Below are 26,418 nucleotides of genomic sequence, written 5' to 3' on the forward strand. Positions count from 1 at the left end.
TAAGCGCCTATAGCTAAAATTAACAGTCGCCGACGCAATTATTTTTCGACGAAAGCGCGTTCGATGACGTAGTCGCCGGGCTGGCCCACGCCGGGCGAAACCTGGAAGCCGCGGCTGTCCAGCATGGCGCTGATGTCGGCCAGCATGGCGGGACTGCCGCACAGCATGGCGCGGTCCCGGGCGGGATCCAGGGCGGGCAGGCCCAGGTCCTGGCACAGTTTGCCCGATTCGATCAGCTGGGTGATGCGGCCCGTGTTGCGGAAGGGTTCGCGCGTGACGGTGGGGTAATACAGCAGTTTTTCCCGCACCAGTTCGCCGAAGTATTCGTTCTGCGGCAAGTCGTTCTGGATGAAATCCGAATAGGCCAGCTCGCTGACGTAGCGCACGCCGTGCACCAGCACGACTTTCTCGAAGCGTTCGTAGGTGTCGGGATCCTTGATGATGCTCATGAAGGGAGCAAGACCCGTGCCGGTGCCGAACAGGAACAGGTTGCGTCCCTGGCGCAGGTCGTCGATGACCAGCGTGCCCACGGGCTTGCGGCTGACCAGGATGCTGTCGCCTTCCTTCAGGTGCTGCAGCCGGGAAGTCAGCGGGCCGTCCTGCACCTTGATGCTGAGGAATTCCAGGTTTTCCTCGTAGTTGGCGCTGGCGATGCTGTAGGCGCGCATCAAGGGCTTGCCGTCCACTTCCAGGCCTATCATGACGAAATGGCCGTTGTGAAAGCGCAAGGCGGCATCACGCGTGGTGGTGAAGGAAAACAGGGTATCGTTCCAGTGATGGACGCTCAGCACTCGTTCGGTATTGAAAGCTGCCATGGTAGTGTCGGTGTGGGTGGTCGGGAAATCCCGAGCAATTATGCAAAAACCTGTCCATTGTACCCAGTTCGCGGCGCAAATCCACGTGTGAACATCAGAAGGCCTTGATCGCAATCAGGATTTACCATCATATCTTGCAATCAACGCCGTTCAGCTTGTTTTCAGAGGCCAGCGCCCTTATTCTAGTCGCCCTGCGGCTTCATTTCCGGGAGCGCCCTATTGTGAGACGGGACAGAAGCTGCTACCTTTGCGTTTGATAATCATTACTATTTGTGCCTATCTTATCGGTTCAACAGAACTCCGGAGTTCTTTCCATGAAGCGTTTCAAGCCGTCCGCCCGTTCCCTGATCCAAGCCCTGGTCCTGTCCGGACTGGGCGGTTTGTCCATGGCCGCGGTGGCCGCCGACGAGGTCAATCTGTACACCACCCGCGAACCGGGCCTGATCACTCCTTTGCTGGAGACCTTCACCAAGGACACCGGCGTCAAGGTCAATACGGTATTCGTCAAGGACGGCCTGATCGAACGCGTCAAGACCGAAGGCGACAAATCGCCGGCTGACGTGCTGATGACCGTGGATATCGGCAATCTGCTGGATCTGGTGGAAGCCGGGGTCACCCAGCCGGTCGAATCGGCCGCCCTGACCGAAGCCATCCCCGCCAACCTGCGCGGCGCCGACAAGCAGTGGTTCTCCCTGTCCTTGCGCGATCGCGTGGCGTACGTGGCCAAGGACGTGGACGTCAAGAGCATCACTTACGAGGATTTCGCCGATCCCAAGTGGAAAGGCAAGGTCTGCATCCGTTCGGGCCAGCACCCCTACAACACCGCCCTGGTGGCGGCCATGATCGCCCATGACGGCGCCGAGGCCACCGAAAAATGGCTGCGCGGCGTCAAGGACAACCTGGGCCGCAAGGCAGCCGGCGGCGACCGCGACGTGGCGCGCGACATCCTGGGCGGCATCTGCGACGTGGGCATCGCCAACGCCTACTACGTGGGCCGCATGAAGAACGCCGAAGAAGGTTCGGACGCCCGCAAATGGGGCGACGCCATCAAGGTGGTCCGCCCCACCTTCGCCAACGAGAAAAGCCAGGGCACGCATGTGAACATCTCCGGCGCCGCCGTGGCCAAGCATGCGCCCAACAAGGACAATGCCGTCAAGCTGCTGGAGTACCTGGTGTCCGACAAGGCACAGAGCCTGTACGCCAGGGCCAACTACGAATATCCGGTGCGCGCCGGCGTGGATCTGGATCCCGTGGTGGCCAGCTTCGGCGAACTGAAGGTCGACCCCTTGCCCTTGACGGAGATCGCCAAGCATCGCAAGCAGGCCAGCGAGCTGGTTGACAAAGTTGGCTTCGACAACTGATCTATCCCGTCCCTTTTCCGCGACCGCCGGCTCCGAGCAATCGGGGCGGCGGTCGCCGCGCATTCAGGCGCCTGTAATTCAGCAGCATCGCATCATGTCTTTTTTCCGCCGACTGCCCGTCTGGCATGTGGCCGCCCTGCTGGTCGCCGTCCTGGCGGCCGCGCCCGTCCTCACCTTGCTGGTCCATGCCCTGGGAGGCAGCACGCAGCATTGGTCGCACCTGTTCCAGTTCGTGCTGCCCAATGCCTTGCGCAACACCGGCCTGCTCCTGCTGGGCGTGGGCGTGCTGGTCAGCTGCCTGGGCGTGGGCGCGGCCTGGCTGATCACCGCCTACGATTTTCCCGGACGACGCGTCCTGCAGTGGGCCCTGCTGCTGCCCCTGGCGGTGCCGACCTACATCGTCGCGTTCGCCTACCTGGACCTGCTGCACCCCATCGGCCCGATCCAGACGCTGATCCGCGAACTGCTGGGCTACAGCAGCCCGCGCGAATTCCGCCTGCCCGACCTGCGTTCGCTGGGCGGCGCCATCTTCCTGCTGGGCTTCGTGCTCTACCCCTACGTCTACCTGAGCACACGCGCCATGTTCGCGACCCAGTCGGCCAGCCTGCTGGAAGCGGCGCGCATCATGGGCGAATCCGGACGCAGCGTCTTCTTCCGCGTGGTGCTGCCCATGGCCCGCCCGGCCATCGCCGTGGGCGTCAGCCTGGCCTTGCTGGAAACATTGAACGACATCGGCGCCTCCGAATTCCTGGGCGTGCAGACGCTCACCGTCTCCATCTACACGACCTGGGTCACCCGTTCCGACCTGGCGGGCGCGGCGCAGATCGCCGTGTCCATGCTCATCATCGTGGCCGGACTGATCACGCTCGAACGCTACGGACGCCGCCGCCAGGCCTATGCGGGCAACCAGCGCTCCGAACCCATACGCCCTGCCCGCCTGCGCGGCGCGTCCCGCTGGGTGGCGCTGGCGCTGGGCGCGGCGCCCGTCCTGATCGGTTTCGTGGCGCCGTCCCTGTACCTGCTCAACGAAACCATCAAGCACCTGGCCCAGGCCGGCGCCGTGTCCGAGCAGTTGCTGGCCAGCGCCTGGAACACCTTGCACATCGCCGCCCTGGCCACGGCGGCCACGCTGCTGTGCGGCCTGGTTGTGGCCTGGGCGGCGCGCGCCGTGCGCCACAGCCGCAAGCCCCGTTTCGCGCGCGCGCTGGCCGGGATCAGCAGCCTGGGCTACGCCATTCCGGGCACGGTGCTGGCCATCGGTCTGCTCACGCCGCTGGTCCTGTTCGATTCGTTCTACAACCAGGTGCTTTCCTGGTTCGGACACAAGCCGGCCGGGCTGCTGCTGATGGGCTCCACCCTGGCTTTGATGCTGGCGTATACCCTGCGCTTCCTGGCCATTTCCGTAGGCGGCCTGGATGCGGGCCTGGCGCGTATTCCCCCATCCCTGGAACAGGCTTCCCGCCTGCTGGGCGAAACTCCCGCCGGCACGCTCAGGCGCGTGCATCTGCCCTTGCTGCGGCCCGCCATGGGCGCGGCGGCGCTGCTGATCTTCGTGGACGCCATGAAAGAGCTGCCCGCCACCCTGCTGCTGCGCCCCATGAACTTCGACACCCTGGCCACCTGGCTGTACGCGGAAGCCGCGCGCGGCACTTATGAAGAAGGCGCCGTGGCCGCCCTGGCCATTGTGCTGGCCGGACTGATACCCGTCATCCTGCTGGCGCGCACCCAACTGACGGCCCATGGCCGACGCTGACCATGAATGCATTCCTGGACCTGCAGGCCATTACCCTGGCCTATGAAACTTCCAAAGGCTTCCGCCCCGTGGTGGACCAGTTGAACCTGCAATTGCCGCAAGGAGAAATCGGCTGTCTGCTGGGCGCCTCGGGCTGCGGCAAGACGACGGTGCTGCGCGCCATCGCGGGTTTTGAACCGCTGCGCAGCGGCCGCATCCTGCTCGATCAGCAGGTGCTCTCCACGGTTCAGCAGCAGGTGCCGCCCGAGCATCGCCATGTGGGGATGATGTTCCAGGACTACGCCCTGTTTCCGCACCTGACCGTGGAGAAGAACGTAGCCTTCGGGCTGCGCAAGTGGAACAAGGCCGAGCGCGAGGCGCGCGTGCGGGAGATGCTGCAGCTGGTGGACCTGGGCCCGCTCGCCCAGCGCTATCCGCATGAGCTCTCCGGCGGCCAGCAGCAGCGCGTGGCCCTGGCTCGGGCGCTGGCATCCAAGCCGTCCCTGCTCCTGCTGGATGAACCCTTCTCCAACCTGGACGTGGACACCCGCGAGCGTCTGGCCTTCGAGGTGCGCGACATCCTGAAAAGCGCGGGCATGACGGCCATTCTGGTCACTCACAACCAGGCCGAGGCCTTCGCCATTGCCGACCGCATCGGCGTCATGCAGGCCGGCAAGATCATCCAGTGGGATACCCCTTACGGCCTGCATCATCGCCCGGCCAATGATTTCGTGGCGGACTTCATCCGGCGCGAGGCCATCATGGCGCAACGCGCCCAGGCCTTCCTGCGCGGTGGCCAATCCGCCGAGCCAGTGCTGTATCACTAATGCGTCAGGCGGCCAGCTTGACGACCATCCAGATTGCCATGCCGACCATCATCAGGTTCTCGGTCAGCGATACGAAGCCCAGCGGCACATTGCTGTCGCCGCCGACGCAGGCGCATTTCAGTTCCTTCTTGTCAATATAGACAGCCTTGAATACTGAAATCGCGCCTATGCCGCCGATGAACAGCGCTAGAGGAATGGACACCCACATCCAGAGGCCGGCAATCATCAGCAAACCCGCCAATGCCTCCGCAAAAGGATAGAGCGTGGCGTAGCGCACCCAGCGCTGCGCCAACAGGTCGTAGTTCAAAAACATGGTGGAAAAGCCCTCCACGTCCTTGAGCTTCTGAAGCGCCAGCAGACACATTGCCATGGCAATAAACCATTCGGCCGCCTGAACAGTGAGCGCAGCGCCAAAGGCGGCCCAGCTTGCGGCCAGGGCCATCAGGGCGGCGATGGAGAAAAGCGCGATCACTGGAGTGTAGGAGACGGTATTTTTGTCCTTGGGCGCCCCGCCCGGGAAGCTGATCAGATCGTCATAGCCGCCGATCCGCCGGCCGTCGACAAAGACCTGAGGGGTCGTGTCGACGTGGAGCCTGGCTTTGATGGCGTCGATCTCTTCCCGGCTTCTCAACAGGTGATCATCGACTTCAAAGCCTTCGCGCTTCAAGAGGTCCAGCGCTTTCAGTCCATAGGGGCAAGTGTGCTCAGCCGTCACCATGCGGTGCAGTTCGGCGCGTTTCAGTGCCTGTGTCGCCATAGTCAACTCCTTTGACTTTACGATGTTGCATTCTCGATTTCCCGCCCTGATTGTCGTATTGCGTCTTGTTCCTACACCCTACTCGATACCGCTGGCGGGGTATGTAACCAGCAGTACTGCCGCGACGGCGATGGCGGCGCCGCCTTTCATGGGCTGGAAAACGTGGTTTTCTTCTCTCGCTGCATGGTCAGCGGCAGCGTTGCAGCGAGGCTTGCCGCCACGATCAGCAATTTGTCCAGGCTGGCCCCGGACAGGACCGGATCACCCAGCACCAGAGACGGGACGGCTAACGCAGCGCAACTGGCCAGATGCAGCATGGCGGACTGCAGGGTCATGAATCGTCCTCGTTGCGTATCGGAGGGGTAGCCGGCGCTATACGAGCTGGCGCAAACCAGACGAACATAGGTGGCGGCCATGAACAGAACCATGAACAGCTCGGCATGCCCTCGTCCCCAAGACAGCAAGCCAAAGGAAACGCACAGCAGTACCGTCGCCCACAGGGCGACGCGCTTGTCGCCCCACTTTACGATGGCCAACGCAGCCATTTTGGATGCGGCCAGGGCGGCCATTCCGCCTGCAGCGAAAATGCCCGGCATCTGCCCCTTTTCGACACCATAGCGTAACGCCAGGACCGGAACCAGGACAGGGATCAGCAACAAGGGAGCAGCCTGGGCGACTGCTGGAACAGCGGCCCAATGCCAACCCTCGCGCGTCAGGAAAGCATGTGCCGTCACGGGTACAGAACCATCCAGAGGCGGCAGCCCGGTCTGTGCAACGCAAGGATATCAGCAGCATGGGCTTGGCCGGGGCCCGCGATACCCAGAAGCTGGCCAACAGCCCCGACAGGGCCGCTGCGCCCATATAGCCGGATGCGACATAGCCGGCATACACGGGCGGCACGCCCAGGTCCGTAGAAATCCAGAAGAACAGCGGTGTCAGCGCCATGAATTCCAGCGCGAGCATTTGAAAACACAGCGCAGCGCCTGGATACCGCCCGAACCGGACCAGGCATAAAAAAGAGCGGCCCAAGGGCCGCTCTGGTCGGGACAGCGCCGGCAGATGCCGGAGCAGGCCGTCTTAAAGGCTGTAGTACATGTCGAATTCGACCGGATGCGGCACCATGCGCAGACGGGTGATTTCGGCTTGCTTGAGCTCGATGAAGGCGTCCAGCATCTCGTTGCTGAACACGCCGCCGCGGGTCAGGAATTCGCGATCCTTGTCCAGGGCTTCCACGGCCTGTTCCAGGGAAGCGCAGACGGTCGGGATCTTCGCATCTTCTTCGGGCGGCAGGTCGTACAGATTCTTGTCCGCGGGGTCGCCGGGGTGAATCTTGTTCTGCACGCCGTCCAGGCCGGCCATCATCAGGGCGGAGAAGGCCAGGTAAGGGTTGGCCATCGGGTCGGGGAAGCGGGCCTCCACGCGGCGCGCCTTGGGGTTGCTGACGTAGGGGATGCGGATCGAGGCCGAGCGGTTGCGGGCCGAGTAAGCCAGCTTGACCGGGGCTTCGAAGTGCGGCACCAGGCGCTTGTAGGAGTTGGTCGTGGGGTTGGTGATGGCGTTCAGGGCGCGGGCGTGCTTGATGATGCCGCCGATGTAGAACAGCGCGAACTCCGACAGGCCGGCATATTCGTTGCCGGCGAACAGGTTCTGGCCGTCTTTCCAGATGGACTGGTGCACGTGCATGCCCGAACCGTTGTCGCCGACCACGGGCTTGGGCATGAAGGTGGCCGTCTTGCCGTATACGTGAGCCACGTTGTGGATCGTGTACTTCAGGATCTGATTCCAGTCGGCGCGTTCGACCAGAGTGGAGAAGCGCGTGCCGATCTCCAGCTGGCCGGGAGCCGCCACTTCGTGGTGATGGATTTCCACGGGAACGCCCTGCTGTTCCAGCAGCAGGCACATTTCGGCGCGCAGGTCGGAGAAGGAGTCCACGGGCGAGACGGGCACATAGCCGTCTTTAAGGCCGGGACGATGGCCCAGGTTGTTGCCGTTGAACTCCACGCCGCTCGACCAGGGGGCTTCTTCGGAACGGATTTTCACGAAGCTGCCGGACATGTCGTCGTTCCAGGTGATGCCGTCGAACACGAAGAATTCGGGTTCGGGACCGAAATAGGCGGTGTCGCCCAGGCCGCTGGAACGCAGGTAGGCTTCGGCGCGCTTGGCCAGCGAGCGGGGGTCGCGGTCGTAGCCTTTCAGGTCGGAAGGCTCGACCACGTCACATGTCAGGATCAGGGTGGGTTCTTCGCGGAAAGGATCCATGCGCGCCGTCTTGGCGTCAGGGATCAGCAGCATGTCCGATGCTTCGATGCCTTTCCAGCCGGGCAGCGAGGAGCCATCGAAAGCCACGCCGGATTCGAAACGGTCCTCGTCCACGGCGTGGGCAGGCGTGGTCAGGTGGTGTTCGCGGCCTAGGGTATCCGTAAAACGGAAGTCCACAAACGCGATCTCGCGTTCAGCTATGATCTTCAGAACATCTTCGGGGGTGGACATGTTGACTCCAGCGTCAATGACGTAAACAAAGGGTGAAGGGGGTTCACGGCGGGTCCTTGTATGACCCGCTGTGGTAAATCCGGCGCACGCTTCCCCGGCAGGCCCGCCCTTCTTTGTCTGGTCCTCTCGGATATGAGAATTGTGACACTGGCTTTACCTGAAATCGATTGTAGAGCAATTGTGCATCTGCACAATAAAAAAATGACGTAATCCGGCAGTTTCTTGTCAGGAAGCCTCATCGGGCAGAAACGCTTCCTGCAAGTCATTGAGAAACCGCCACCCGAGCTCGCTGGCGCGGATGCGCATCGGGTCGGCCTCCAGCAGGCCTTTCTCGATGTTGCGCCGCAAAATGGGCAGGATTCTGGCCAGAGGCACGCCGGTGCGTTCCTGGAAATAGTGGGCGGGTACGCCTTCCTTCAGGCGCAAGGCGTTGAGCATGAATTCGAAAGGCAGATCGGCGGCCGGCACGCGTGCATTGTGCGCGTAATGACTGCCGTCGCGGCGCGGCGCCGATTCCATCCAGGAAGCGGGATTGCGCACGGTGGCCGTGCGCACGATGCGATCGTGGAAGGACAGCTTGCCATGGGCGCCGGGACCGATGCCGATATAGTCGCCGAACTCCCAGTAGTTCAGATTGTGCCGGCTGTGCCCGCCGCGCCGGGCGTAGGCGGAGATCTCGTACTGGATCCAGCCGCCGCCGGCCGTCAGCTCGATCAGCCTGTCCTGCATGGCGGCGCTCTCGTCGTCATCGGGCAGTGCGGGCGGATACTTGGCGAAGACGGTGTTGGGCTCCAGCGTCAGGTGGTAGAGCGACAGGTGTTCGGGGCCGAAGGACATGGCTTGCAGGATGTCCTGTTCGGATTGCTCGGGACTTTGGCCCGGCAAGGCGTACATCAGGTCCAGGTTCACTCTGGAGACGGCCTTCATGGCCATCTCGATGGCCTGGCGCGCCTGTCGGCCGTCGTGGATGCGGCCCAGCGCCTTCAGGGCCTGGTCATCGAAGCTTTGCACGCCCAGGGAGATCCGGTTCACGCCGCTGGCGGCGTAGTCGAGGAAACGGCCGGCTTCGGCCGTGCCGGGATTGGCTTCCAGCGTGATCTCGGCGTCGGGCAGCAGATTCAGGTGCGAGCGCAGCAGCGCCAGCATGCGATCCAGGGCGCGGGCCGACAGGAGACTGGGCGTGCCGCCGCCGATGAAGACCGAGATCACCTGCCGTCCCCACACCAGCGGCAGGTTCTGCTCCAGGTCGGCCTGCAAGGCGTCCAGGTACTGCTCTTCAGGCAGCTGCTCGGGCGCTGCATGGGAGTTGAAGTCGCAATACGGGCATTTGCGCACGCACCAGGGCACGTGCACATAGACGGACAGCGGCGGCAGGCTGGGCAGCAGAGTGGCCGGACCGGATCCGGGACGGATGCGCACTTCAGGCGAGAATTCGCTCATGACGTTCACTCGCGCTCCAGCCGGGCCAGCAGGCTTTGCAGCGCCTGGCCGCGATGGCTGTGCCGGTTCTTGATTTCGGGGCTGAGTTGCGCGACGGTCTGCAGGAACTGCGGGATATAGAAGTGCGGATCGTAGCCAAAGCCATGTTCGCCTTGCGGCTGGTCGACGATCTCGCCCTCCCAGACGCCTTCGACGATGATGGGACGGGGATCGTCGGCGTGGCGCACGTAGACGAGCAGCGCCACGTAACAGGCGCGGCGATCGGCCCGGCCCTGCAGGCGACGCACCAGCAGCTCGTTGTTGGCGGCATCCGATTTTTCACCGCCCTGTTCCATGGCGGCGAAGCGGGCCGAATAGACGCCTGGCGCCCCGCCAAGGGCGTCCACGCACAGGCCCGAGTCGTCGGCCAGCGCGGGCAGCCCGGTCAGGCGGCTGGCATGGCGCGCCTTGGCCAGGGCGTTTTCCACGAAGGTGCCGAAAGGCTCGTCCGCCTCCGGCACGCCCAATTGCCCTTGGGGCACCATGGTGATGCCCGCCGCGGACAGGATGGCGGAGAATTCCTTGAGCTTGCCGGCGTTGTTGGACGCCAGGACGACTTGTTTGTGTTCAGTGTTCATGCACGTGTACGGACGACTGCGCGCCCGGTCGGAAGAAGATGAATCAGATTCCCAGAGCCTGGCGCTGCGCGGCCATCAATTGACGTATGCCGCCTTCGGCCAGATCCAGCAGGCTGTTCAAGGTCGCGCGGTCGAAGGTCTGGCCTTCGGCCGTGCCCTGGACTTCCACGAAGTGCCCGCTGCCGGTCATGACGATGTTCATGTCCGCGCCGCAGGCCGAGTCTTCTTCGTAGTCCAGGTCCAGCACGGGCGCGCCGTCGGCCAGACCGACCGATACGGCGGCCAGTTGATCGCGGATGGGGTTGCCCTGCAGCAGGCCCTGCTGCTGCAGGGTGCGCACGGCCAGCGAGGCTGCGACCCAGGCGCCGGTGATGCTGGCGCAGCGGGTGCCGCCATCGGCCTGGATGACGTCGCAGTCGATGTGCAGCGTGCGCTCCCCCAAGCCCTTCAGGTCGAATACGGCGCGCAGGCTGCGTCCGATCAGGCGCTGGATCTCCTGGGTGCGGCCGCTCTGCTTGCCGCGCGCCGCTTCGCGATCGGAGCGCGTATGGGTCGAGCGCGGCAGCATGCCGTATTCGGCCGTCACCCAGCCCTGCTCCCTGCCCTTCAGGAATGGCGGCACCTTGTCCAGGACGCTGGCGTTGCACAGCACGTGCGTGTCGCCCATGCGGACAAGCACCGAGCCTTCGGCATGGCGGGTGAATCCGGTCAGGAATTCAACGGGACGGCACTGGTCGGCGCGGCGGCCGGAGTGGCGCGCGGCAAGGACGGACTGGGACAAGGCGGGACTCCAAACGGGAAAAATGCAAAAACCCTATTGTACGCGCGGCACCGGCCGCAGAGGCACGCCCATGTCCAGCCATTTGTCGGCCTGGCAGGTGAACAGCAGGATCTGGTGGCGCCGGGCCGCGTCGTTGATGATGCGTTTCATGGCCTGCAGCCTGTCGTGATCGCTGTGGACCAGCACGTCGTCCAGGATCAGCAGCGTGGGCCGGCCGGCCTGTTGCAGCAGGTCCGCATAGGCCAGCCGCGCGATCAGGCCTATCTGTTCACGGGCGCCGAAGCTCAGGCCGTCGATGTCGTCGGCCATGGGCTCGCCGTCCTCGCGCTGCAGCCAGCGCGGCGCCAGGTGTTCGTCCAGTTCGACCGACGCTTTGCCCAGCAAGAGGCGCAGGTAGTGGTTGATGTGTTTCTGCAGGGGCTGATGCAACTGCTGAGTCAAGGCGCGACGCTGCTCGCGCAGCACCTGCACCAGCAAACGCAGGGCCGCCACGCGCCGTTCATACGCGGCGCAGCGGCGTTCGCTGTCCAGCAGGCGCGCCCGCACATCGGCGATCTGCTCTTCCAGGCCTTGCGCTCCCTGGGTTTCCAGCTTGGCCTGCACGAGCTGGGCGGCCACGCGGGCCTGGGCGTAAGCCTGTTCCTGTTGCCGGGCGCTGCGCTCCAGCCGTTCCACATCCTGTTCGAGAATGTCCACCGGCAAGCGTTCCAGTTGTGCAAGCAAGGTTTGCTGATCCCGGCGCAGCTGCTCGCGCCGCTCGCGCAATTCCGACCACAGGCGCTCCCGGTCGCGTTCAGCGGACTGACGCTGGGGATCGGCCCACTGCTGTTCCACGCGCTGCGCCTCGGCCTGCGCCTGCTCGTGACGGGCCGCCAGAGTGGCCAGGGACTCGCGTCCCTGGCGCCATTCCGTTTCCAGCGCCTGCCATTGCTGTTCAGCCAGGCTGGCTTCCCGGACCATGCGCTCCAGGTCCGTCGCCTCCAGGCGTTCGCCTTGCGGCCGCACAGGCGGGCTGCTCTGGCGGGCCGCGGCCAGCAGGCCCTGCAAGTGGGCCTTGCCCTTGGGCGCCAGTATCCTCATGGAGGCGCGCAGCACGGACTCGCGCTGTTCCTGCTGCCGACCCTGCTCACGGCGCTGCTCCAGTTCCTCCAGGCTGTTCGCACCCTGCTCTTGCAAGGCGAGTCGGAATTTGCGTTGCGCCTGTTCCAGCTGCTGCGCCAGGCCCGCCAGATCTTTGCCGCCGGGCACGATGCGCAGACGCCCAAACCCAGGCAACAGCACCTGCGTGCTGTCGGTCAACTGCAGCCGCGCCCGGCCGCGAATGTCCTTGCCGTCCACCTGGATGTGCATGCCCTCTTCCAGCTCCACCTGCATTTCCGTGGCGACCGACTCGAGCTGATGTTGAAGGCGCTGGACCTGCTGGCTGCGCTGGCGCAGGGCGGCCAGCGCCTCGTCTCCGACCCGCAGGCGCAGCACGGCGGCGCCGCACTCGGCCAGCTCGGTTTCGTGCCTGCTTAGCTCATCGAGCTGATCCTGGTACTGGCGAGCCTGCTGTTGGGCGCTCGCATGGGCGTCCTGTTCCCTGGCCCACTGCTGCCAGGCGCGGGCGCGCTCCTGTTCTTGGCGCATGCGGTCTTTATGGCTTCGAGCCTGTTGCAGCCGGCTCTCCAAAGCCAACAAGCCGCTCCGGGCGTTCAGCAGTTCGGCCTTCAAGGCTTCGGCCTGCGCCAGCCTGTCCTGCCGCTGCGCCGCCAGGGCGCCGTCCTGTTCCCGGGCCTGCTGATACAGGCGCTCCCGCTCCTGCAGCATGTCCAGTTGCTGTTTCAGCTCCAGGCTGCGCGCCTGCAGCTCCCGCGCCTGCTTCAATTGTTCCGTGGCTGCGCGGGCCTGTGCGCACAGGTGCTCCCAAGGCCGGTCCCGCTCGCCGTCCGCCACCTGGCGGCGCGCCTGGGCCAGTTCATCCACCCATTGCCGATACTGTCGCAGGTCCGACTCGAGACGCTCCAGATCAGCCTGGAGCTCGTCCCGCTCGCGCCGGGCCGCCAGCCAGACGCCGCGCGGCTGGCCCTGCGCCTGGGTAACGTACTGGTCCAATTGTTGTTGCGCCTGGTCCAGCACATAGTCGCCGTCGGCACTGGTCAGGTCGGACATCTCGGTGCCCAGGGCCTGCTGCAAGGTGGCGCCGGCATGCTGCACGGCGGCGCGCAGCTCCTGCCCCTGGCCCTGCTCGATCCACAACAGGCCGGGCACGCCCCAGTTGCGCGCCTGGCTGCCGCCGCGGGCGGCGTATTCGAATCCCATGCGGGAGGCCAGGTATTGTTCGGCTTCGTCGTTGTCGAGCTGCTCGCGGCCGATCAGCAGGTCGCAGCGCTTGCGCTTCAGGAAGCGCTTGCTCAGGCGCATGTCCTGCCCGTTCATGCTGAACTCCAGTTCCACGGCCGGAGCGGCCGAGGAATCGCCCCAGGGCAGGATGTCGTTCAGCCTGCTGGCGCCGGAGCGCTCGAAGAATCCCGTGCGCAGCGCCTGAGCCAGCGTGCTCTTGCCGGCCTCGTTGGGCGCGCTGATGATGTTCAGGCCGGGATCCAGCTGGTCGAGCCGCACCGGTTCGCGAAAACGTTTGAACTGTTCAACGCGCAAGGACTTAACGTGCATGGCGATCCTCCTTGTCGCGCAGCAGGCCGGCCAGGATCAGCAGGGCGTCCTGCGCAGCCTGGCCGTCCGGGCCCTGGCGCATGTCCTGCAATTGGTCAAGGGCGGCGCGCAGGTAGCCGTCGGCCTGCAAGGCGTGCAGATCGTCCTGCGTGGGCGCAAGCCCCAGGGCGTCGCGCCGGCAATCCCAGGCGCGGCAGCGCGCCTGCTCGCGGCCCAGCAGCGATTCCAGGCGGTCAAAGCCCGACAGGCTCAACTGGCCGGACAGCTTGAGCTCCACCACGCTTTGCCCGGGCAGGGCCGAGAGCTCGCGCTCCAGCAGATCCAGATCGGCGTCGCCGGACAACTCATATGCCAGACTGACCCAGCGGTGCCTGCCCGTGGGGACGGCGCGCACCGACGGCATGGCGCCGGGCGCTTCCAGATCGACCAGCAAGGCTTGTCCGGACGCGTTGTCGCGGAACCGATCCGGTTCGGGCGTACCGCTGTAGTAGCAGCGCTCGTTGACCTTCAGGGTGCCGTGCCAGTCCCCCAGGGCCAGATAATCCAGCCGGGCACGCATCACGCGGTCCTGGTGGATCAGGTTGTGACTGTCTATGTGCTCCAGCAGTCCGCCCGCGCTGCCGTGGGCCAGGCCCACGCGCAGGTAGCCCGCGGGGCTGGGCGCGTCGTCGAACCAGTCCGTCAGGTCCTGGTAGGTCTGGCGCTGGGTCAGCGGCGCGGGCAGGATGGCCAGGCGCAAGTCGTCCAGGACCAGGGCTTGGGGTTTGTCCAGCACATGGACGTGACCGGGCACGCAGGCCAGCCGTTGCGCCCGGGTCCACACGCTTTCGCTCAAGGCGGCGTCGTGGTTGCCGGGCAGCAGCACCCAGGGTCCCGTAAAGCCGGCCATGGCGTTGAAGGCGCGCCGCAGGCTGCGCTCGCCCAGGGTCTGGGAATCAAAGACGTCGCCGGCCGCCACGATCACGTCCACGTTCTGGGCGGCGGCCAGTTGCGCCAGCGTCTCGATGGCCGCGAACCGCGCTTCGGCGAGCGCGGCTGCGTCCTCGAGCGCAAAACGCGAATACTGGCGGCCGATCTGCCAGTCCGCCGTATGCAAGATTCTTACCATGCCTGGAACCTCAAAAAAACTGCTTCGGTATCGAAGTCCTCCAGTGTATAGAACTTTGGCGGTGGTCGTGGATGCTGCCTGGCGCCAGCTCAGGAGTACAATGGAACGTTTTCCATAATCAGAAAAGTGACTAAAAATGATCCGTAGCATGACCGCATTTGGCAACGCCAAGGCCGAGTCCGAGGCCGGCGCCGTCAATATCGAGATGCGCAGCGTCAATAACCGTTTCCTGGACTTGAACCTGCGCCTGCCCGAGGAGCTGCGCTTCGCCGAGAACCCCTTGCGCGAACAGATCTCTCAGGGCGTGCAGCGCGGCAAGCTGGAAGTACGGGTCAATTTCACGCGCGCCGGCCTGGAGCAGCAGCGCAGCCTGGACATGGATGCCGTGCTGCGCGCCGCGGAAATGCTGCGGATCGCCCGCGCCCACATTCCGGACCTGCCGGCTCCCGAGCTGCATACCCTGCTGAGCAATCAGAACGGCAATGCATCGGACATGGACCCCGAGGCCTGGCTGCCGCTGGTGCAGCAGGCATGCGAAGCGGCCCTGGCGGACCTGCAGGCCACGCGCGAGCGCGAGGGCCGGCGCCTGGCCGAGGTCATGCACGGCATCAGCCAGGAAATGAGCGCCATCGCGGACGAGGTCGAACGCCACATGCCCGCCATCCTGGCCGAACAGCAGAACAAGATCGCCACACGCTTGCAGGAAGCCCTGCTGCAGGCCAGCCCCGAGGGCTTCGCCCTGATTTCCGGCGCGGAACTGTCCGCCCGGGTGGCCCAGGAGGCGTCCACCTTTTCCCTGCGCATCGACGTGGCCGAGGAACTGGCCCGCCTGCGCTCGCATCTGAGCGAGCTGCAACTGATCCTGAACGGCGAAGTGGGCGCAGCGGGCGGCAAAAAAGGGACTCGCCAGGGCAGCACCGGCAAGCGCCTGGATTTCCTGTTCCAGGAAATGAATCGCGAAGCCAACACCCTGGGCTCCAAGGCCGGCAGCGTGGACGTGACCCGCGCCTCCATCGACCTGAAACTGTTCATCGAGCAGTTGCGCGAGCAGACCCAGAACATCGAATAAAGATGTCAGCCCTGCGGCCTTTGCGGCGCGCAGGACGAAACTCTCCAGCCCGGACACCATTATCCACCTGTTTGACGATATGGTCCTGAAGCGGAGTGCTCGCAAAGGTGACACCTCGCCCGATACGGATTGCGTAGCGGTAGGTTCTTGAGCGAGGTGATCCAATGGATTACAATGACGATGATGTATGGCATGGCGTCGCGGAACTGCCCTCTTACATCAAACAGGCGGAACGCTTTCTGGATGGCCAGGAGCGCCAGGATTTGATTCTGTATCTCGCGGCGCACCCAAAAGCGGGAGTGATCATTGAAGGCGCCGGTGGAATCCGCAAGTTGCGTTGGCGCCGGGGCGGCCAGGGCAAGCGCGGCGGCTTGCGGGTCGTGTACTACTACCACAGTTCCAGCATGCCGTTGTACCTGCTGGCCTTGTTCGCCAAGGGCGACAAATCGGACTTGACCCGCACCGAATGCGGGCAGCTTGCTGAATTGGTCGATGTATTGGTCGGCATCTGGAAAGGAAGATCGTCATGAATCGAGCGTTTGAAAGCATAAAGCAAGGTCTGCAGGAGGCGATCCGCCACGCCGAAGGCAAGGAAGGCGGCGTGCGCATCCATCATCCGCGCCAGGTGGATGTCAAGGCCTTGCGCGCCAAGCTTGGCATGACTCAGGAGCAGTTTGCCGCCCGGTTCGGATTTTCCACGGCGACGCTAAGGCACTGGGAGCGAGGCGATCGGACCCCGCGCGGCCCCGCCCTCGTGCTGCTCAATGTCATTGAACACAATCCTCAAGCGGTCATGGACGCATTGGGCTGATCCCGACAGTCATTCCGAATTCGTCGCAAAACCGCCGTCCGCACGTACAATACCCGGCGCGGCCGGCCACGCGCCGCCGGACATTGTGGGGATTACGAGTGAATTTCATTTTCCGCGGCAACGAGATGCTGGTCGATGCGCGCAGCGAAGGGCTGGAGCTGCCCGATGCGTCCGTGTGCGCCCGGATGGGCTTGGGCAAAGAGCGATTGCAGCCCTTGTGGCTGGATGCGGGCTGTCCGGACCACGCCTGCCACGTTGCGCCTGATGCGGCGCCGCCGCCCGGTTTCGAGTTTCGCGCATTGCGTTCCTTGCTGGCGCGGCTGGACGAGAAAGCCGCGCTGGCCAGCCGCGCCTTCCAGATAGCCGAATGGGCGCGGACGCGCCGCTATTGCGGCGTGTGCGCCGCAGCCATGGTTCAGTCGGCCACTGAACTGTGTTTTCGCTGTCCTTCCTGCGGTTTCTCCGCCTATCCGCGCATTTCTCCGGCCATGATGGTGCTGATCCGCGATGGCGACCGCATCCTGCTTGCCAGCCATGCCACCTATGCGACGGCACGCTACACGGCGCTGGCGGGCTTTGTGGAGGCCGGCGAGAACCTGGAGGACGCCATCCACCGCGAGGTCTGGGAAGAAGTGGGCCTGAAGGTGAAGGACATCCGTTATTTCGGCAGCCAGTCCTGGCCTTTCCCGCATTCACTGATGGTGGCCTACACGGCGGAGTACGCCGGCGGCGAACTGCGCATCCAGGCCGAGGAGATCAACGACGCCCGCTGGTTCGGCCCTGGGGACGCCTTGCCGGAGCTGCCGCACACCGATTCGATCGCAGGCCGCCTGGTGCGCGCCAACCTGCCCGGCTTGCCGCGCCCCTGAACGTGCGCTCTGGCGCGCGGTCAGCCCGTCAGGTGCGTGGCCACGTTGCGCAGCATGCGGCCCAGATCGTCGCGCTCCTGAGGGCTGAGCACCGACAAGGCATCGTCTATCATCTGCTTGGCGGCGGGCCAGACCTGGGCGTAGCGTTCACGGCCGGTCCCGGTCAGATACACGCGCATGAAACGGCTGTCGGTCTCGTCGGCCCGGCGCTGCACCAGGTCGCGCTCCTGCATCTGGTCGAAGACCCGGCTGGGCACCGGCTGGTGCACCCCGATGGCCTTGGCGATTTCGCCGATGCTGCGTCCGTCCTGGTCCCACAGGTACTGCAGCACACGGAAATGCACATAGGTCATGTTGTGGTCGCGCAGCGTGGTGGAGCGCAGCGTCTGGTCCAGCTTGTAGATGATGTTGGCCATCTGGAAAGCCACGTTGGCTTGCACGCTGCTGTCGGGAATGGGAACGTGAGTCGAGTTCATGGTGCCTTGGAAGAGTCTGTCCTGCAGCGCGCGGCCCCGCTTGCCCGGGACCGCGGCCTGGCCATCAGTATACAGCCAGGCGCCGTGCTCAGAACGCACCGGTGGGCGCATGGCTGGCCGCCCGGAAGATCTGCTCGTAGCTCCACGGATTGGCCATGGCCGAGCGCACCACCTGCGCGCGCACCTCATCGGGCAGGTAGCTGATTTCACCGTACAGGCAGGACCACTTCTGGCAATGCTCCACGATGGCCCGCTCGCTGTTCTCCCACGCCTCCAGTGCATCGGGTATCTCCCGGGGATCCTGGATGTCGCCCAAAAAGCTGGCCAGGGCCAGGCCGTTCTGCATGGCCATGCCGCCGCCCTGCCCCAGATTGGGCGGCTGGGCATGGGCGGCGTCGCCCAGAATGGCGGCGCGCCCGCTGGACCAGGCCTTGCAGCGCGTGATGCTGTAGCGGCCCCAGCTGACCGGGCCGTCGATGCGCTCGATCAGGTGCGCCCATTGCGGGAACAGCGCCGACCAGTACGCCTTGTCGATTTGCGTGTTGCAGGCGCGCGCATCGTCATGCGGACAAGTCAGGGCCAAATAGGTCTGCGTATCGCTGACGGGCGTGATGAGCAGGCGGTGCACGCCGTTCCAGTTCTCGATGTACTTCTTCGCGTCCTCGGGCGCGGTATCGTCGGGACGGCGTTCTATCATGGTGCGCAAGGCGCCTTCGCGCGTCTGCTCATGCAGGATCTCCAGGCCCAGGGACTGGCGCACACGCGAACAGATGCCGTCGGCCCCCACCACCAGGTCGGCTCGCAGGCGTTCGCCCGAAGCAAGCTGCACTTCGCCGCGCGCGCTGGCGCCTATGGCCTCCACATTGGTGCGCACGCGCATTCCAGCCCGCTTGCCGGCCTGCTCCAGCGCCTTGAGCAATTGCGAGCGCATGATGGTGATCAGGCGCCGATCGGGCGGCGTGGGGCCGCTGTCGATGACGCGGTTGTGCTGGTCGCGCTGCTCGAAATGGCTGCCGTAGAAGGCGCCTTCGATGGCCTGATCGTAGGCGTCGATCGCCTTGAGCACGCGTAGTCCGTTTTCCCAGATATAGATGCCCGAGCCGTTGGCTCGCAGTTCCGGCTGGCGCTCCAGCACCGTCACGTCCCAGCCGCGCTGCGCCAGGGCCGCCGCCGTGGCCAGTCCGCCCAGGCCGCCGCCCGCCACCAGGGCGCTCAGTTTCTTGTCTGCCATGTGCGCTCTCCTCAGACCTGCGCCCACAGGGGCAACGTGTGGCGGCTGTCCAGAGTCCGTTCGCCTTCCAGCGGCACGTACCATTCGCTCAGCAGGCCGTCCGGGTCGCGCAGGAAGAAGGATCGCTTCCAGGGCAGGCGCACGTCATGCACCGGCGTGATGCCCAGGGCCTGCAGGCGCTCCAGCGTCTGTTCCAGTTCCGCGACGCCGCCCAGCTCGAAGCTGCCGTGCGAAAAGGCGGCCTGCTCGTCGCCCACCAGGACCAGGCTGTAGTCGTAGTCGGACAGGCCGGCCTGAAGATAGGCCACGCCCTCTTCCTGGTGCACGACGCGCAAACCGCCGACCTGGGTGTAGAAATCCAGCATCCCAGCCAATTGCGCGGTGCGCAGCACCGCGTGGGTGACGCGCCGGGGCTGTACGGGCGCGCCGGCGACCGTTTCCAGGATGGGGTCGGTGTCGTAGCGGCCTTCGGTGAACGGCTCCTGCGCGGCCGGATCCCAGCGGCTGGTCAGCAGCTCCATCGGGCCATTGAGCACGCTGCGCCAGTCCTTGATCGTGTCGCAGTAGAACTCGTTGTAATTGCCGTCGGGATCGAACATATAGACGCTATGGGCCACCTGGTGGTCCACGGTCATGTCGATGTCGCGTTCCTGCTGGCGGGCCCGCTTCCAGCCTTCGACCAGTTCGGCTTCGTTCTCCAGCTCCCGGGCCAAATGGTTCAGGCCCGGGACCAGGCCTATGGTGCCCGGCAATTGCAGCAGGCCGTCGCGCCCATAGCGGTTCACGCCTTTGGTGGTTTCCATCATGCCCAGGTCGTGCGGCGTATGGCCGGTTCCCAGGAAGGTGGCGATCAGGTCGGGCTCGGTGAATTCCACTTTCAGTCCGCAGACCTGGCTGTAGAAGTCTTCCGCGCGCTGCAGCTCATCCACCCAGAGATTGACGTGGCCCAGTCGGCGGGGATGGAAGCAGGTCGCGGCCTGCGCCGCGGCGTGCATGGTTTGGCTTGTCATGGTGTCTCCTCCTTGGCATGACAGTTCATGGTCTGGAGCACGGCCAGCGTCAAGGCGCTGTCGCCCTGCTCCAGATCCATCAGGACATTGAAATGGTTGCGTCCGGCAATCGCCATGCTGCGCACGGCGCAGCCGGCCAGGCGGCATTGCTGCGCGTAATGAATGCTTTGCGCCTGCATGACGGCGGGCTCGAGCGCGCCCCAGGCCACCAGTACGGGCATGCCTGCGGCAGGCGGGTGCAGCGCGGGGCTGAATGCCTGGGCCAGGGTATGGTCCAGCTTCAGCCAGTCGTTCACCGGCGTGTGCATCAGCGGATGCAGGTCCATGACGCCGCTGAGCAGGCTGGCGCTGTGGATGCGGCGCTCGTTGCGCGCGGCATCGCTCGCCAGCAGCATGCCGGCCAATTGAGCGCCGGCCGAACTGCCGCTGACATGGATGCGGTTCGGAACGGCATTGAACTGCCCAGCATGACGCGCGATCCACTCCAGCGCACGCTCGCACTGGGCCACGATCTGCGGCAGCGTGTAGGCGGGAGCCAAACCGTAGTCCAGGCAGGCCACGGCGGCGCCGGCGGCGTGCAGGCTGCGCGCCATCATGGCCGAATCTTCCCGGGCCAGCATGCGCCAGTAGCCGCCGTGGATGAACAGGTACAAGGGTGAACCGGGCTCGCGGGCGGCATAGACGTCCAGTCGTTCGACCGGATCAGGCCCGTAGGCATGGGAGCTGAAGAAGCCGGGCAAGGCGGCCCGGGACGCATCGCTGGCGCGGCGATAGGCCGCCATTTCCGCCGCAAAATCCGGCACCGAGGCCTGCAGCCGGTACTGCCCCAGGTCCGCATGGTCGAAGCGCAACTGGTTCATGGCTTCAGGCCTCCCGTGCCGAGGGCAGCAGGGTCAGGACGACAAATCCCAGCAGCACCAGCACTTCCACGGCCAGGAAGCTGCCGAACGCCCAGATGTAGGAGCCTGTCAGGCTCAGCAGCAGTCCCAGCAGGGACGGCGCGACAAAAGTGGCGAATACTCCGCCCATTTCCGCGTAGCCGGCTGCGCAAGGGCCCAGGTTCACGCCGTAGCGTTCGCCCACGTAGCTGAAGATCGCCCCGCCGTGAAAGACGCCCACCCCGCACAGGAACGCCACCGCCAGCAGGCCGGCATGCGGCAGGGGCTGCCAGGCGGCCACGACGCAGGCGATCGCCGCCAGAATGGTCAGCAGCATGCCCAGACGCATCACGCCCACCCGGGTGTAGCGGTCGCTGGCGTAGCCGCCCAGCAGCAGGAAGAAGACTTGCGACAAGCCCATCAGCGTGCCGAACAGCGGGGCCTGCGCCGGCGCCATGCCCTGTACGTCGATGAAGGCGGGAATCAGCCAGGTGGCCGTGGCGGCGACCGAGAACAAGGCGCCGAAGATGGCCAGGACGCCGACCCAGATCCAGGGGGGAAGCAATCGCCCGCAGCACGCCGGCGTCGACCTGGATCTTGTCGTGCGGATCCTGGTAGGGGCCGGGGCGCACGATGATCTGGGTCAGCAGGCAGGCGCCCAGCGTCAGGCCGCCCAGCACGAAGAAGAAGGCGCGCCAGCCATGCTCCATGGCATAGGGCAGGCCCAGGGCGAAGTCCAGCGTGATCGCCAGCGAATAGGCCGCCAGGATGATGCCCAGCACCAGGCCCTGGCGACGCGGCGCGAACCATTGCATGACGATCTTCATGGAGCCGACCCAGACTGCCGAATCGAAGAAGCCGACCACCAGGCGCAGCAGGACCAGTTGCAGAAAATCCTGCGCCTGGGTCTGGGCCAGCATCAGCAGGCCGCTGCCGCCCAGGCCGATCAGATAGAGGCGGGCCGAACTCATGTGCCGGCCGCGCGGCGCCCAGAACAGCATGCCCAGCGCGAAGGACACTCCGAAGGCGCCCTGCACCAGCCCTGCCTGGGCCTCGCTCAGGGCCAGGTCGGCGGACACGATCTTGATCACTGCCGCAAAGCCATAGAAATCGGCCGCCAGGCACATCTCGCCGGCAACGGCCATCAACAACATCAGCACCGCCACGCCGCGCAGCGGCGTGGCGCTCATGGACGGATTGCCCGTCGCACCCTGTCCCATCATGTCATCCCCCTTTATGTGATGTTCAAGCCGGGCGCTTGTGCAGCGCGCCCTTTCCATTTGCTTTAAACGTGAAGGATTATGGGGATTCTCAATAATTCATGTCAATACATATGTATTAGTATATTCTCTATGGGGGTAAGGACTGATTCGTCAGTCGTCTCGTTCGGAGATTGTCTTTGGGACAAGCATGATCACGCTCGCGGCCAGGGCGCAGGCCAGCGTTACCTGCGCCAGTTCACCCCACCAGGCGGAGATTGCCAGGCCGGCCCCCAGCAACAGGCTGTACAGCAGGCCGAAGATGGCTCCTGCCCTGCCCGCCATCGATCGATAGCGGCGCAGAGCCCCGGCCAACAGATTGGGGATGGCCAGCGCATAGGCCAGGGAAACCAGCATTGCCGGCAGCAGGAACGCCAGGCTGGCGCGGGCCGCCTGCAGGCCCATGCCGGCCGCGGCCAGGAAAAGAACGCCGCGCCACACCAGCCTGTCCGCGGACAGGCCGGCCGCCAGCCAGCGCCGATTCAAGAACGCTCCCGCCAGGGTGCCGGCGGCCAGCAGCAGCCCGCCCGCCAGCAAAGGACGCGTGCCTGAGCCCAGGCCCTGCAGCAGGAATGGCGCCCATTGGTAGAAAGCGAATGCCGCCGTATTGAACAGGGCCACGAGCATGGCGGATCGCCAGATGCCCGGATCCCGCAGCAGGCGCCAGCCCATCTGCGCCATTGAATCGCCCGTGGCGGGATACCGACGGGTTTCGGGCAGATGGCGCAGACTTGCGCCCAGAAGCAGCAAGGCAAGGACGAGCAGGCCCAGGAACACGGCCGTCACGCCGCCGGCGGCAGCCAGCAACACGCCCATGGCCAGGCCCAGCAAGGGGCTGAGCGCCAGGGCGACGCCCATCAGGCCGAAGATCTTCGATAGTTCCTCGGCCTGGTAGCGGTCCCGCAGCATGGTCTGAACGCCGATGGACCCGACGGCCGCGCCGAAGGCGCTCAGCATGCGCGCGCCCAGCAACAGGCTGAAGGTGGGGCTGAACAGCGCTGCCAGGCACCCCAGTCCGTATACGGTGAGGCCGGCCAGGACCGCGGGGCGGCGGCCGGCGCTGTCGCACAGCCAGCCCCAGAACAGCACGCCAGCGGCGAAGGCGGCGAAGTAGACCGACAGGGTCTGGCCCGCCCGGCCTGAGGACACCGCATAGGCGTCGGCGATCAGCGGCAGGGCCGGGCTGTAGGCGGTTTCGACCACCTGGGGAAACATGATCAGGGCGATCATCAACAGGAGAAAACGAGTCATGGAGCACACTTGTAAATGGCAAAGACAGCCAGCGTAGCCCTGGCAGGAATTCCCCATTACAAGTATTCTGAATAAAAACCCATGAAATCGGACATTGATGCCCTGGCTGACTGCTGACGATCCCTTTCCCGAGCTGGCCGGACGCCATGCGCTGGGCATTGCCGCTCGCTTGGTTCAGCACGACTCCGGTCTGCACCGCCACCCCTGGGGCCAGATTCTGTACACCCGCAGCGGCTGCATCAGCGTGACGCTGGATACGCAGCTGTGCCTGCTGCCGCCGGGCCGGCTGATCTGGATTCCCGCAGGCCTGCCCCATCAAGCACGCATGAGCCGCCATGTCGACTATCGCTCCGTGTACCTGGATCCCGCCCACTATCCCGGCCTGCCCGCCCAGGTGCAGATCCTGGGCGCCAGCGAATTGCTGACGGCGGTGCTGGAGCGCGTCGCTCAGGCGGACCTGGATCAGGACTGGGACCAGGCGCCCGGCTTGCACCTGATGCGCCTGTTGCTGCACGAACTCGAGCTGGCGCCCCGCCAGGCCCTGTTTCTTCCCCTGCCTGCGGACGCGCGCCTGCGGCGGATTCCCGTGGACGTCCTGCCCCCCGCCCTGAACGTCCTGGCCAGCCGCCTGGGCGCCGGCCAGAAGACCATCAGCCGCCTGTTCAAGCGCGACACCGGCTTGACGTATCAGCAGTGGCGCCAACAGTGGCGCTTGCTCAAAGCCATCGAACAACTGGCGACGGGACTGAGCGTCACTCGCGTCGCCTCCGGGCTGGGCTTTGCCAGCGACAGCGCTTTCATTGCTTTCTTCAAGGATCAGATCGGCGTCACGCCCGGCCAGTACATCCGCCAGCGCGACGATTCCATGGAGGCTGGCGGCGGAAAACGGCAGACCGGGGCGCCGACGGTGCTACGATCGAGCACGGATTCATAAACAACGAGGGGACAATACATGACGCAACCGCTACGCCTGACTCTCCTGGCCGCCTGCAGCCTGATGGCCGGCGCCGCCCTGGCGCAATCCGGCCAGAACTTGACCGAACAGGCCTTGCACAAGGCCGACGCCCTGGAGCAGCAGGTCATCGAATGGCGCCGCCATATCCACCAGCATCCCGAACTCTCCTACCAGGAGCAGAACACGGCCGCCTATATCCAGTCGGCGCTGGCTGCCATGCCCGGCTTCGAGGTGCAGACCGGCATCGCGCAGACCGGCATCAAGGCGGTCCTGAAAGGCGGCAGGCCGGGCCCGGTGGTTGCGCTGCGCGCCGACATGGACGCCCTGCCCGTCCTGGAGCGCAACGAGCTGCCGTTCAAGTCCACCGCCAAGGGACAGTGGCAAGGCAAGGAAGTGCCGGTTTCGCATGCCTGCGGCCATGATACGCACGTCGCCATGCTGCTGGGCGCGGCCAAGGTTTTTTCCGACATGCGCGCCGAACTGCCGGGCACCATCGTGCTGCTGTTCCAGCCCGCCGAAGAGCAAGGCCCGGGCACGCCGCTGAGCGGCGCCAACGCCATGATGAAGGAAGGCGTGCTGGACAAGCCCAAGGTGGATGTCATCATGGGCCAGCACATCGGACCCGGCTATCCGGCCGGCACCATAGGCTATCGCCAGGGCAGCATCATGGCCAGCGGCGATGTCTTCGCCATTTCCCTCAAGGGCAAGGGCGGGCATGGCTCCTCGCCCTGGAACGCCGCCTCGCCCGTGGTGGCCGCGGCGGAAACGGTGGTGGCCTTGAACAACATCATCGCCCAGCGCACCGATCCGCTGGACGGCACCACGGTCGTCACCGTGGGCATGCTGCAAAGCGGCAACCGGCCCAACGTCCTGCCTGAAAATGCGGAGATCTCGGGCACGGTGCGCTCGCTGTCCAAGAAGAACCAGGCCACGGCGCATGAACTGATACGCCGCTATGCGGACAATATCGCCAAGAACCATGACGTGCAGGCTTCGGTGCGCATCGACACCGGCTACGAAGTCCTGATCAGCGATCCTTCGGCTACTCAGATCGTCATTCCCGCCCTGAAGCTGGCGGCCGGCGCGGACGGCGCGCGGGAGGTTCCGCCCGGCATGGGTTCCGAGGATTTCGGGGCGTTTTCCAAGAACATTCCCCTGGTGTTCTGGCGTCTGAATGCTTCGCCCTACCCGGACAAGGCCGGTGCGCCCAACCATTCGCCGGAATTCATGGTCGATGAAAAGGCCTTGCGCGTGGGCGTGCGCGCCCTGGTGGCCAGCGCCCTGACCTATATGACGCAGGCCGGAAAATCCTGATCAGTCGGGCCTTTCAATAAAAAATGCGCGGGCTTCGCGCATTTTTTCCCCTGTTGACGTATGGCGCGACTAAAAAAACCGCGCCTTTCGGCGCGGAGACTGTTTTCAAGCGCGACGCTATCAGCGGATCTCCAGCTTCCTGGCGCCTGTTTCGCCCTTTTTCTTGGGCAGGGTCAGCTCCAGCACGCCGTTTTCGCACTTGGCGTCGGCCTGCGTGTCATCGATGTCGTGGGCCAGGCTGAAACTGCGGGTCTGCACGCCATAGTAACGTTCGCTGCGCAGCACGGTCTCGCCCTGTTTTTCTTCCTGACTGCGCCGGGTTTCCACGCGTATGGATACCACATTCCCATCGACGGTCACGTTCACGTCTTCCTTGTTGACGCCGGGAATTTCCGCCGTCACCCGGTAGGCGTCCTCGTCCTCGTGCACGTCCAGGCGGATGTGCTGGTGGCCTTGCCCGGCCAGCGATCCCACCACCGGCATGCGTCGGAACATGTCTTCAAAATCGCGGAAAGCGTCCAGGTTCGTCAGTTCGCCAAAAGGATTGAAACGGGTCAGATTGTTTGCCATGTTCATCTCCTGTTCGCAGTGTATGCCGAGCCCTGAGTGTTCCATGGGGCGCCGGGCTCTGTTCGCCTCCAGAAAATCATATGGCGGCCCGGCCGGCTTTTTCAAGCCAAAAAATCAAGGGCTTGTCATGCGAGGTCAAGCCCTG

The 26,418-nt window shown here is 64.9% G+C and carries 25 protein-coding genes and 1 pseudogene; 9 read left to right on the forward strand and 17 right to left on the reverse strand.

From position 1 onward, the window contains the following. Nucleotides 1-38: 38 nt before the first annotated feature. Nucleotides 39-815, reverse strand: coding sequence for a ferredoxin--NADP reductase (locus ACWPWO_RS18005; RefSeq protein ID WP_454007752.1), 777 nt, complete (start codon nucleotides 813-815; stop codon nucleotides 39-41). Nucleotides 816-1,129: 314 nt separating this feature from the next. On the opposite strand from ACWPWO_RS18005, the gene ACWPWO_RS18010 reads away from it, so the two are divergent. From ACWPWO_RS18010 to ACWPWO_RS18020, 3 genes are all read left to right on the forward strand, one after another. Then, nucleotides 1,130-2,176, forward strand: coding sequence for a Fe(3+) ABC transporter substrate-binding protein (locus tag ACWPWO_RS18010; protein ID WP_454007753.1), 1,047 nt, complete (start codon nucleotides 1,130-1,132; stop codon nucleotides 2,174-2,176). Nucleotides 2,177-2,270: 94 nt separating this feature from the next. Further along, nucleotides 2,271-3,929, forward strand: coding sequence for an ABC transporter permease (locus ACWPWO_RS18015; protein ID WP_394059770.1), 1,659 nt, complete (start codon nucleotides 2,271-2,273; stop codon nucleotides 3,927-3,929). 2 nt (nucleotides 3,930-3,931) lie between these two features. Then, nucleotides 3,932-4,735: an ABC transporter ATP-binding protein gene (locus ACWPWO_RS18020; protein WP_394059769.1), complete on the forward strand. Its 804-nt coding sequence runs from the start codon at nucleotides 3,932-3,934 to the stop codon at nucleotides 4,733-4,735. A 4-nt stretch (nucleotides 4,736-4,739) separates the two neighbouring features. On the opposite strand, the gene ACWPWO_RS18025 is transcribed toward ACWPWO_RS18020, so the two are convergent. The 8 genes from ACWPWO_RS18025 to ACWPWO_RS18060 all read right to left on the reverse strand — a co-directional run bounded on the left by ACWPWO_RS18025 (nucleotide 4,740) and on the right by ACWPWO_RS18060 (nucleotide 14,580). Beyond that, nucleotides 4,740-5,492 carry a glutaredoxin gene (locus tag ACWPWO_RS18025; RefSeq protein WP_454007754.1) on the reverse strand — a complete coding sequence of 251 codons (753 nt, stop codon included), beginning with the start codon at nucleotides 5,490-5,492 and terminating at the stop codon, nucleotides 4,740-4,742. A gap of 146 nt (nucleotides 5,493-5,638) precedes the next feature. Next, entirely contained in the window at nucleotides 5,639-6,226 is a 588-nt protein-coding gene (locus ACWPWO_RS18030; protein ID WP_454007755.1) for a hypothetical protein, read from the reverse strand. Between the two features lie 343 nt (nucleotides 6,227-6,569). Continuing rightward, on the reverse strand, nucleotides 6,570-7,982 hold the full coding sequence (glnA, locus tag ACWPWO_RS18035; protein WP_454007756.1) for a type I glutamate--ammonia ligase: 1,413 nt from the start codon (nucleotides 7,980-7,982) through the stop codon (nucleotides 6,570-6,572). Nucleotides 7,983-8,207: 225 nt separating this feature from the next. Next, on the reverse strand, nucleotides 8,208-9,422 hold the full coding sequence (hemW, locus tag ACWPWO_RS18040; protein ID WP_454007821.1) for a radical SAM family heme chaperone HemW: 1,215 nt from the start codon (nucleotides 9,420-9,422) through the stop codon (nucleotides 8,208-8,210). Between the two features lie 5 nt (nucleotides 9,423-9,427). Continuing rightward, complete coding sequence (gene rdgB, locus ACWPWO_RS18045; RefSeq protein WP_454007757.1) at nucleotides 9,428-10,039, reverse strand: RdgB/HAM1 family non-canonical purine NTP pyrophosphatase; 612 nt, start codon at nucleotides 10,037-10,039, stop codon at nucleotides 9,428-9,430. A gap of 43 nt (nucleotides 10,040-10,082) precedes the next feature. Continuing rightward, on the reverse strand, nucleotides 10,083-10,820 hold the full coding sequence (rph, locus tag ACWPWO_RS18050) for a ribonuclease PH (RefSeq protein WP_454007758.1): 738 nt from the start codon (nucleotides 10,818-10,820) through the stop codon (nucleotides 10,083-10,085). Between the two features lie 33 nt (nucleotides 10,821-10,853). Next, complete coding sequence (locus tag ACWPWO_RS18055; RefSeq protein ID WP_454007759.1) at nucleotides 10,854-13,472, reverse strand: AAA family ATPase; 2,619 nt, start codon at nucleotides 13,470-13,472, stop codon at nucleotides 10,854-10,856. Then, nucleotides 13,462-14,580, reverse strand: coding sequence for a metallophosphoesterase family protein (locus ACWPWO_RS18060; protein WP_454007760.1), 1,119 nt, complete (start codon nucleotides 14,578-14,580; stop codon nucleotides 13,462-13,464). Before ACWPWO_RS18060 ends, ACWPWO_RS18055 begins: the two co-directional genes overlap by 11 nt. Before the next feature lie 136 nt (nucleotides 14,581-14,716). On the opposite strand from ACWPWO_RS18060, the gene ACWPWO_RS18065 reads away from it, so the two are divergent. The 4 genes from ACWPWO_RS18065 (at nucleotide 14,717) to nudC (ending at nucleotide 17,329) form a co-directional block, all read left to right on the forward strand. After that, a complete protein-coding gene (locus ACWPWO_RS18065; RefSeq protein ID WP_454007761.1) occupies nucleotides 14,717-15,649 on the forward strand; it encodes a YicC/YloC family endoribonuclease in 933 nt (310 codons plus the stop codon). A gap of 164 nt (nucleotides 15,650-15,813) precedes the next feature. Next, a complete protein-coding gene (locus ACWPWO_RS18070) occupies nucleotides 15,814-16,179 on the forward strand; it encodes a type II toxin-antitoxin system RelE/ParE family toxin (protein ID WP_454007762.1) in 366 nt (121 codons plus the stop codon). Further along, nucleotides 16,176-16,460: a helix-turn-helix domain-containing protein gene (locus ACWPWO_RS18075; RefSeq protein ID WP_454007763.1), complete on the forward strand. Its 285-nt coding sequence runs from the start codon at nucleotides 16,176-16,178 to the stop codon at nucleotides 16,458-16,460. The genes ACWPWO_RS18070 and ACWPWO_RS18075 overlap by 4 nt, the downstream gene beginning before the upstream one ends. A gap of 98 nt (nucleotides 16,461-16,558) precedes the next feature. After that, nucleotides 16,559-17,329 (forward strand): NAD(+) diphosphatase, encoded by a 771-nt coding sequence (gene nudC, locus ACWPWO_RS18080; protein ID WP_454007764.1) that lies wholly within the window; start codon nucleotides 16,559-16,561, stop codon nucleotides 17,327-17,329. Between the two features lie 20 nt (nucleotides 17,330-17,349). On the opposite strand, the gene ACWPWO_RS18085 is transcribed toward nudC, so the two are convergent. The 7 genes and pseudogenes from ACWPWO_RS18085 to ACWPWO_RS18115 all read right to left on the reverse strand — a co-directional run bounded on the left by ACWPWO_RS18085 (nucleotide 17,350) and on the right by ACWPWO_RS18115 (nucleotide 23,434). Next, complete coding sequence (locus tag ACWPWO_RS18085; protein WP_454007765.1) at nucleotides 17,350-17,805, reverse strand: MarR family winged helix-turn-helix transcriptional regulator; 456 nt, start codon at nucleotides 17,803-17,805, stop codon at nucleotides 17,350-17,352. 88 nt (nucleotides 17,806-17,893) lie between these two features. Further along, the gene (locus tag ACWPWO_RS18090; protein WP_454007766.1) at nucleotides 17,894-19,036 is read right to left on the reverse strand and encodes an FAD-dependent oxidoreductase; all 1,143 of its coding nucleotides are present in this window, start codon (nucleotides 19,034-19,036) and stop codon (nucleotides 17,894-17,896) included. Nucleotides 19,037-19,047: 11 nt separating this feature from the next. After that, nucleotides 19,048-20,046 (reverse strand): VOC family protein, encoded by a 999-nt coding sequence (locus ACWPWO_RS18095; protein WP_454007767.1) that lies wholly within the window; start codon nucleotides 20,044-20,046, stop codon nucleotides 19,048-19,050. Beyond that, on the reverse strand, nucleotides 20,043-20,906 hold the full coding sequence (locus tag ACWPWO_RS18100; protein ID WP_454007768.1) for an alpha/beta hydrolase: 864 nt from the start codon (nucleotides 20,904-20,906) through the stop codon (nucleotides 20,043-20,045). Before ACWPWO_RS18100 ends, ACWPWO_RS18095 begins: the two co-directional genes overlap by 4 nt. Before the next feature lie 4 nt (nucleotides 20,907-20,910). After that, on the reverse strand, nucleotides 20,911-21,489 hold the full coding sequence (locus ACWPWO_RS18105) for an MFS transporter (protein ID WP_454007769.1): 579 nt from the start codon (nucleotides 21,487-21,489) through the stop codon (nucleotides 20,911-20,913). Nucleotides 21,490-21,586: 97 nt separating this feature from the next. Next, nucleotides 21,587-22,204: pseudogene (locus tag ACWPWO_RS18110) on the reverse strand (MFS transporter); the annotation flags it as partial. Between the two features lie 93 nt (nucleotides 22,205-22,297). Then, nucleotides 22,298-23,434: an MFS transporter gene (locus tag ACWPWO_RS18115; RefSeq protein WP_454007770.1), complete on the reverse strand. Its 1,137-nt coding sequence runs from the start codon at nucleotides 23,432-23,434 to the stop codon at nucleotides 22,298-22,300. A 97-nt stretch (nucleotides 23,435-23,531) separates the two neighbouring features. Here ACWPWO_RS18115 and ACWPWO_RS18120 point away from each other — a divergent pair, with 97 nt between their 5' ends. Then, on the forward strand, nucleotides 23,532-24,368 hold the full coding sequence (locus ACWPWO_RS18120; RefSeq protein ID WP_454007771.1) for an AraC family transcriptional regulator: 837 nt from the start codon (nucleotides 23,532-23,534) through the stop codon (nucleotides 24,366-24,368). A gap of 18 nt (nucleotides 24,369-24,386) precedes the next feature. Beyond that, nucleotides 24,387-25,703, forward strand: a complete 1,317-nt coding sequence (locus ACWPWO_RS18125) for a M20 metallopeptidase family protein (protein WP_454007772.1) — start codon at nucleotides 24,387-24,389, stop codon at nucleotides 25,701-25,703. A gap of 120 nt (nucleotides 25,704-25,823) precedes the next feature. Here the strand turns inward: ACWPWO_RS18125 and ACWPWO_RS18130 are convergent, their stop codons facing one another. Beyond that, the gene (locus tag ACWPWO_RS18130) at nucleotides 25,824-26,273 is read right to left on the reverse strand and encodes an Hsp20/alpha crystallin family protein (RefSeq protein WP_454007773.1); all 450 of its coding nucleotides are present in this window, start codon (nucleotides 26,271-26,273) and stop codon (nucleotides 25,824-25,826) included. Nucleotides 26,274-26,418 lie beyond the last annotated feature (145 nt).

The organism is Alcaligenes sp. Marseille-Q7550 (genome assembly GCF_965112015.1).

Coding starts and splice junctions, on each gene's coding strand:
- ACWPWO_RS18005 (WP_454007752.1), bottom strand. CDS start 815: ATGGCAGCTTTCAATACCGAACGAGTGCTGAGCGTCCATCACTGGAAC.
- ACWPWO_RS18010 (WP_454007753.1), top strand. CDS start 1,130: ATGAAGCGTTTCAAGCCGTCCGCCCGTTCCCTGATCCAAGCCCTGGTC.
- ACWPWO_RS18015 (WP_394059770.1), top strand. CDS start 2,271: ATGTCTTTTTTCCGCCGACTGCCCGTCTGGCATGTGGCCGCCCTGCTG.
- ACWPWO_RS18020 (WP_394059769.1), top strand. CDS start 3,932: ATGAATGCATTCCTGGACCTGCAGGCCATTACCCTGGCCTATGAAACT.
- ACWPWO_RS18025 (WP_454007754.1), bottom strand. CDS start 5,492: ATGGCGACACAGGCACTGAAACGCGCCGAACTGCACCGCATGGTGACG.
- glnA (WP_454007756.1), bottom strand. CDS start 7,982: ATGTCCACCCCCGAAGATGTTCTGAAGATCATAGCTGAACGCGAGATC.
- hemW (WP_454007821.1), bottom strand. CDS start 9,422: ATGAGCGAATTCTCGCCTGAAGTGCGCATCCGTCCCGGATCCGGTCCG.
- rdgB (WP_454007757.1), bottom strand. CDS start 10,039: ATGAACACTGAACACAAACAAGTCGTCCTGGCGTCCAACAACGCCGGC.
- ACWPWO_RS18055 (WP_454007759.1), bottom strand. CDS start 13,472: ATGCACGTTAAGTCCTTGCGCGTTGAACAGTTCAAACGTTTTCGCGAA.
- ACWPWO_RS18060 (WP_454007760.1), bottom strand. CDS start 14,580: ATGGTAAGAATCTTGCATACGGCGGACTGGCAGATCGGCCGCCAGTAT.
- ACWPWO_RS18065 (WP_454007761.1), top strand. CDS start 14,717: ATGATCCGTAGCATGACCGCATTTGGCAACGCCAAGGCCGAGTCCGAG.
- ACWPWO_RS18070 (WP_454007762.1), top strand. CDS start 15,814: ATGGATTACAATGACGATGATGTATGGCATGGCGTCGCGGAACTGCCC.
- ACWPWO_RS18075 (WP_454007763.1), top strand. CDS start 16,176: ATGAATCGAGCGTTTGAAAGCATAAAGCAAGGTCTGCAGGAGGCGATC.
- ACWPWO_RS18085 (WP_454007765.1), bottom strand. CDS start 17,805: ATGAACTCGACTCACGTTCCCATTCCCGACAGCAGCGTGCAAGCCAAC.
- ACWPWO_RS18090 (WP_454007766.1), bottom strand. CDS start 19,036: ATGGCAGACAAGAAACTGAGCGCCCTGGTGGCGGGCGGCGGCCTGGGC.
- ACWPWO_RS18095 (WP_454007767.1), bottom strand. CDS start 20,046: ATGACAAGCCAAACCATGCACGCCGCGGCGCAGGCCGCGACCTGCTTC.
- ACWPWO_RS18100 (WP_454007768.1), bottom strand. CDS start 20,906: ATGAACCAGTTGCGCTTCGACCATGCGGACCTGGGGCAGTACCGGCTG.
- ACWPWO_RS18115 (WP_454007770.1), bottom strand. CDS start 23,434: ATGACTCGTTTTCTCCTGTTGATGATCGCCCTGATCATGTTTCCCCAG.
- ACWPWO_RS18120 (WP_454007771.1), top strand. CDS start 23,532: ATGCCCTGGCTGACTGCTGACGATCCCTTTCCCGAGCTGGCCGGACGC.
- ACWPWO_RS18125 (WP_454007772.1), top strand. CDS start 24,387: ATGACGCAACCGCTACGCCTGACTCTCCTGGCCGCCTGCAGCCTGATG.
- ACWPWO_RS18130 (WP_454007773.1), bottom strand. CDS start 26,273: ATGGCAAACAATCTGACCCGTTTCAATCCTTTTGGCGAACTGACGAAC.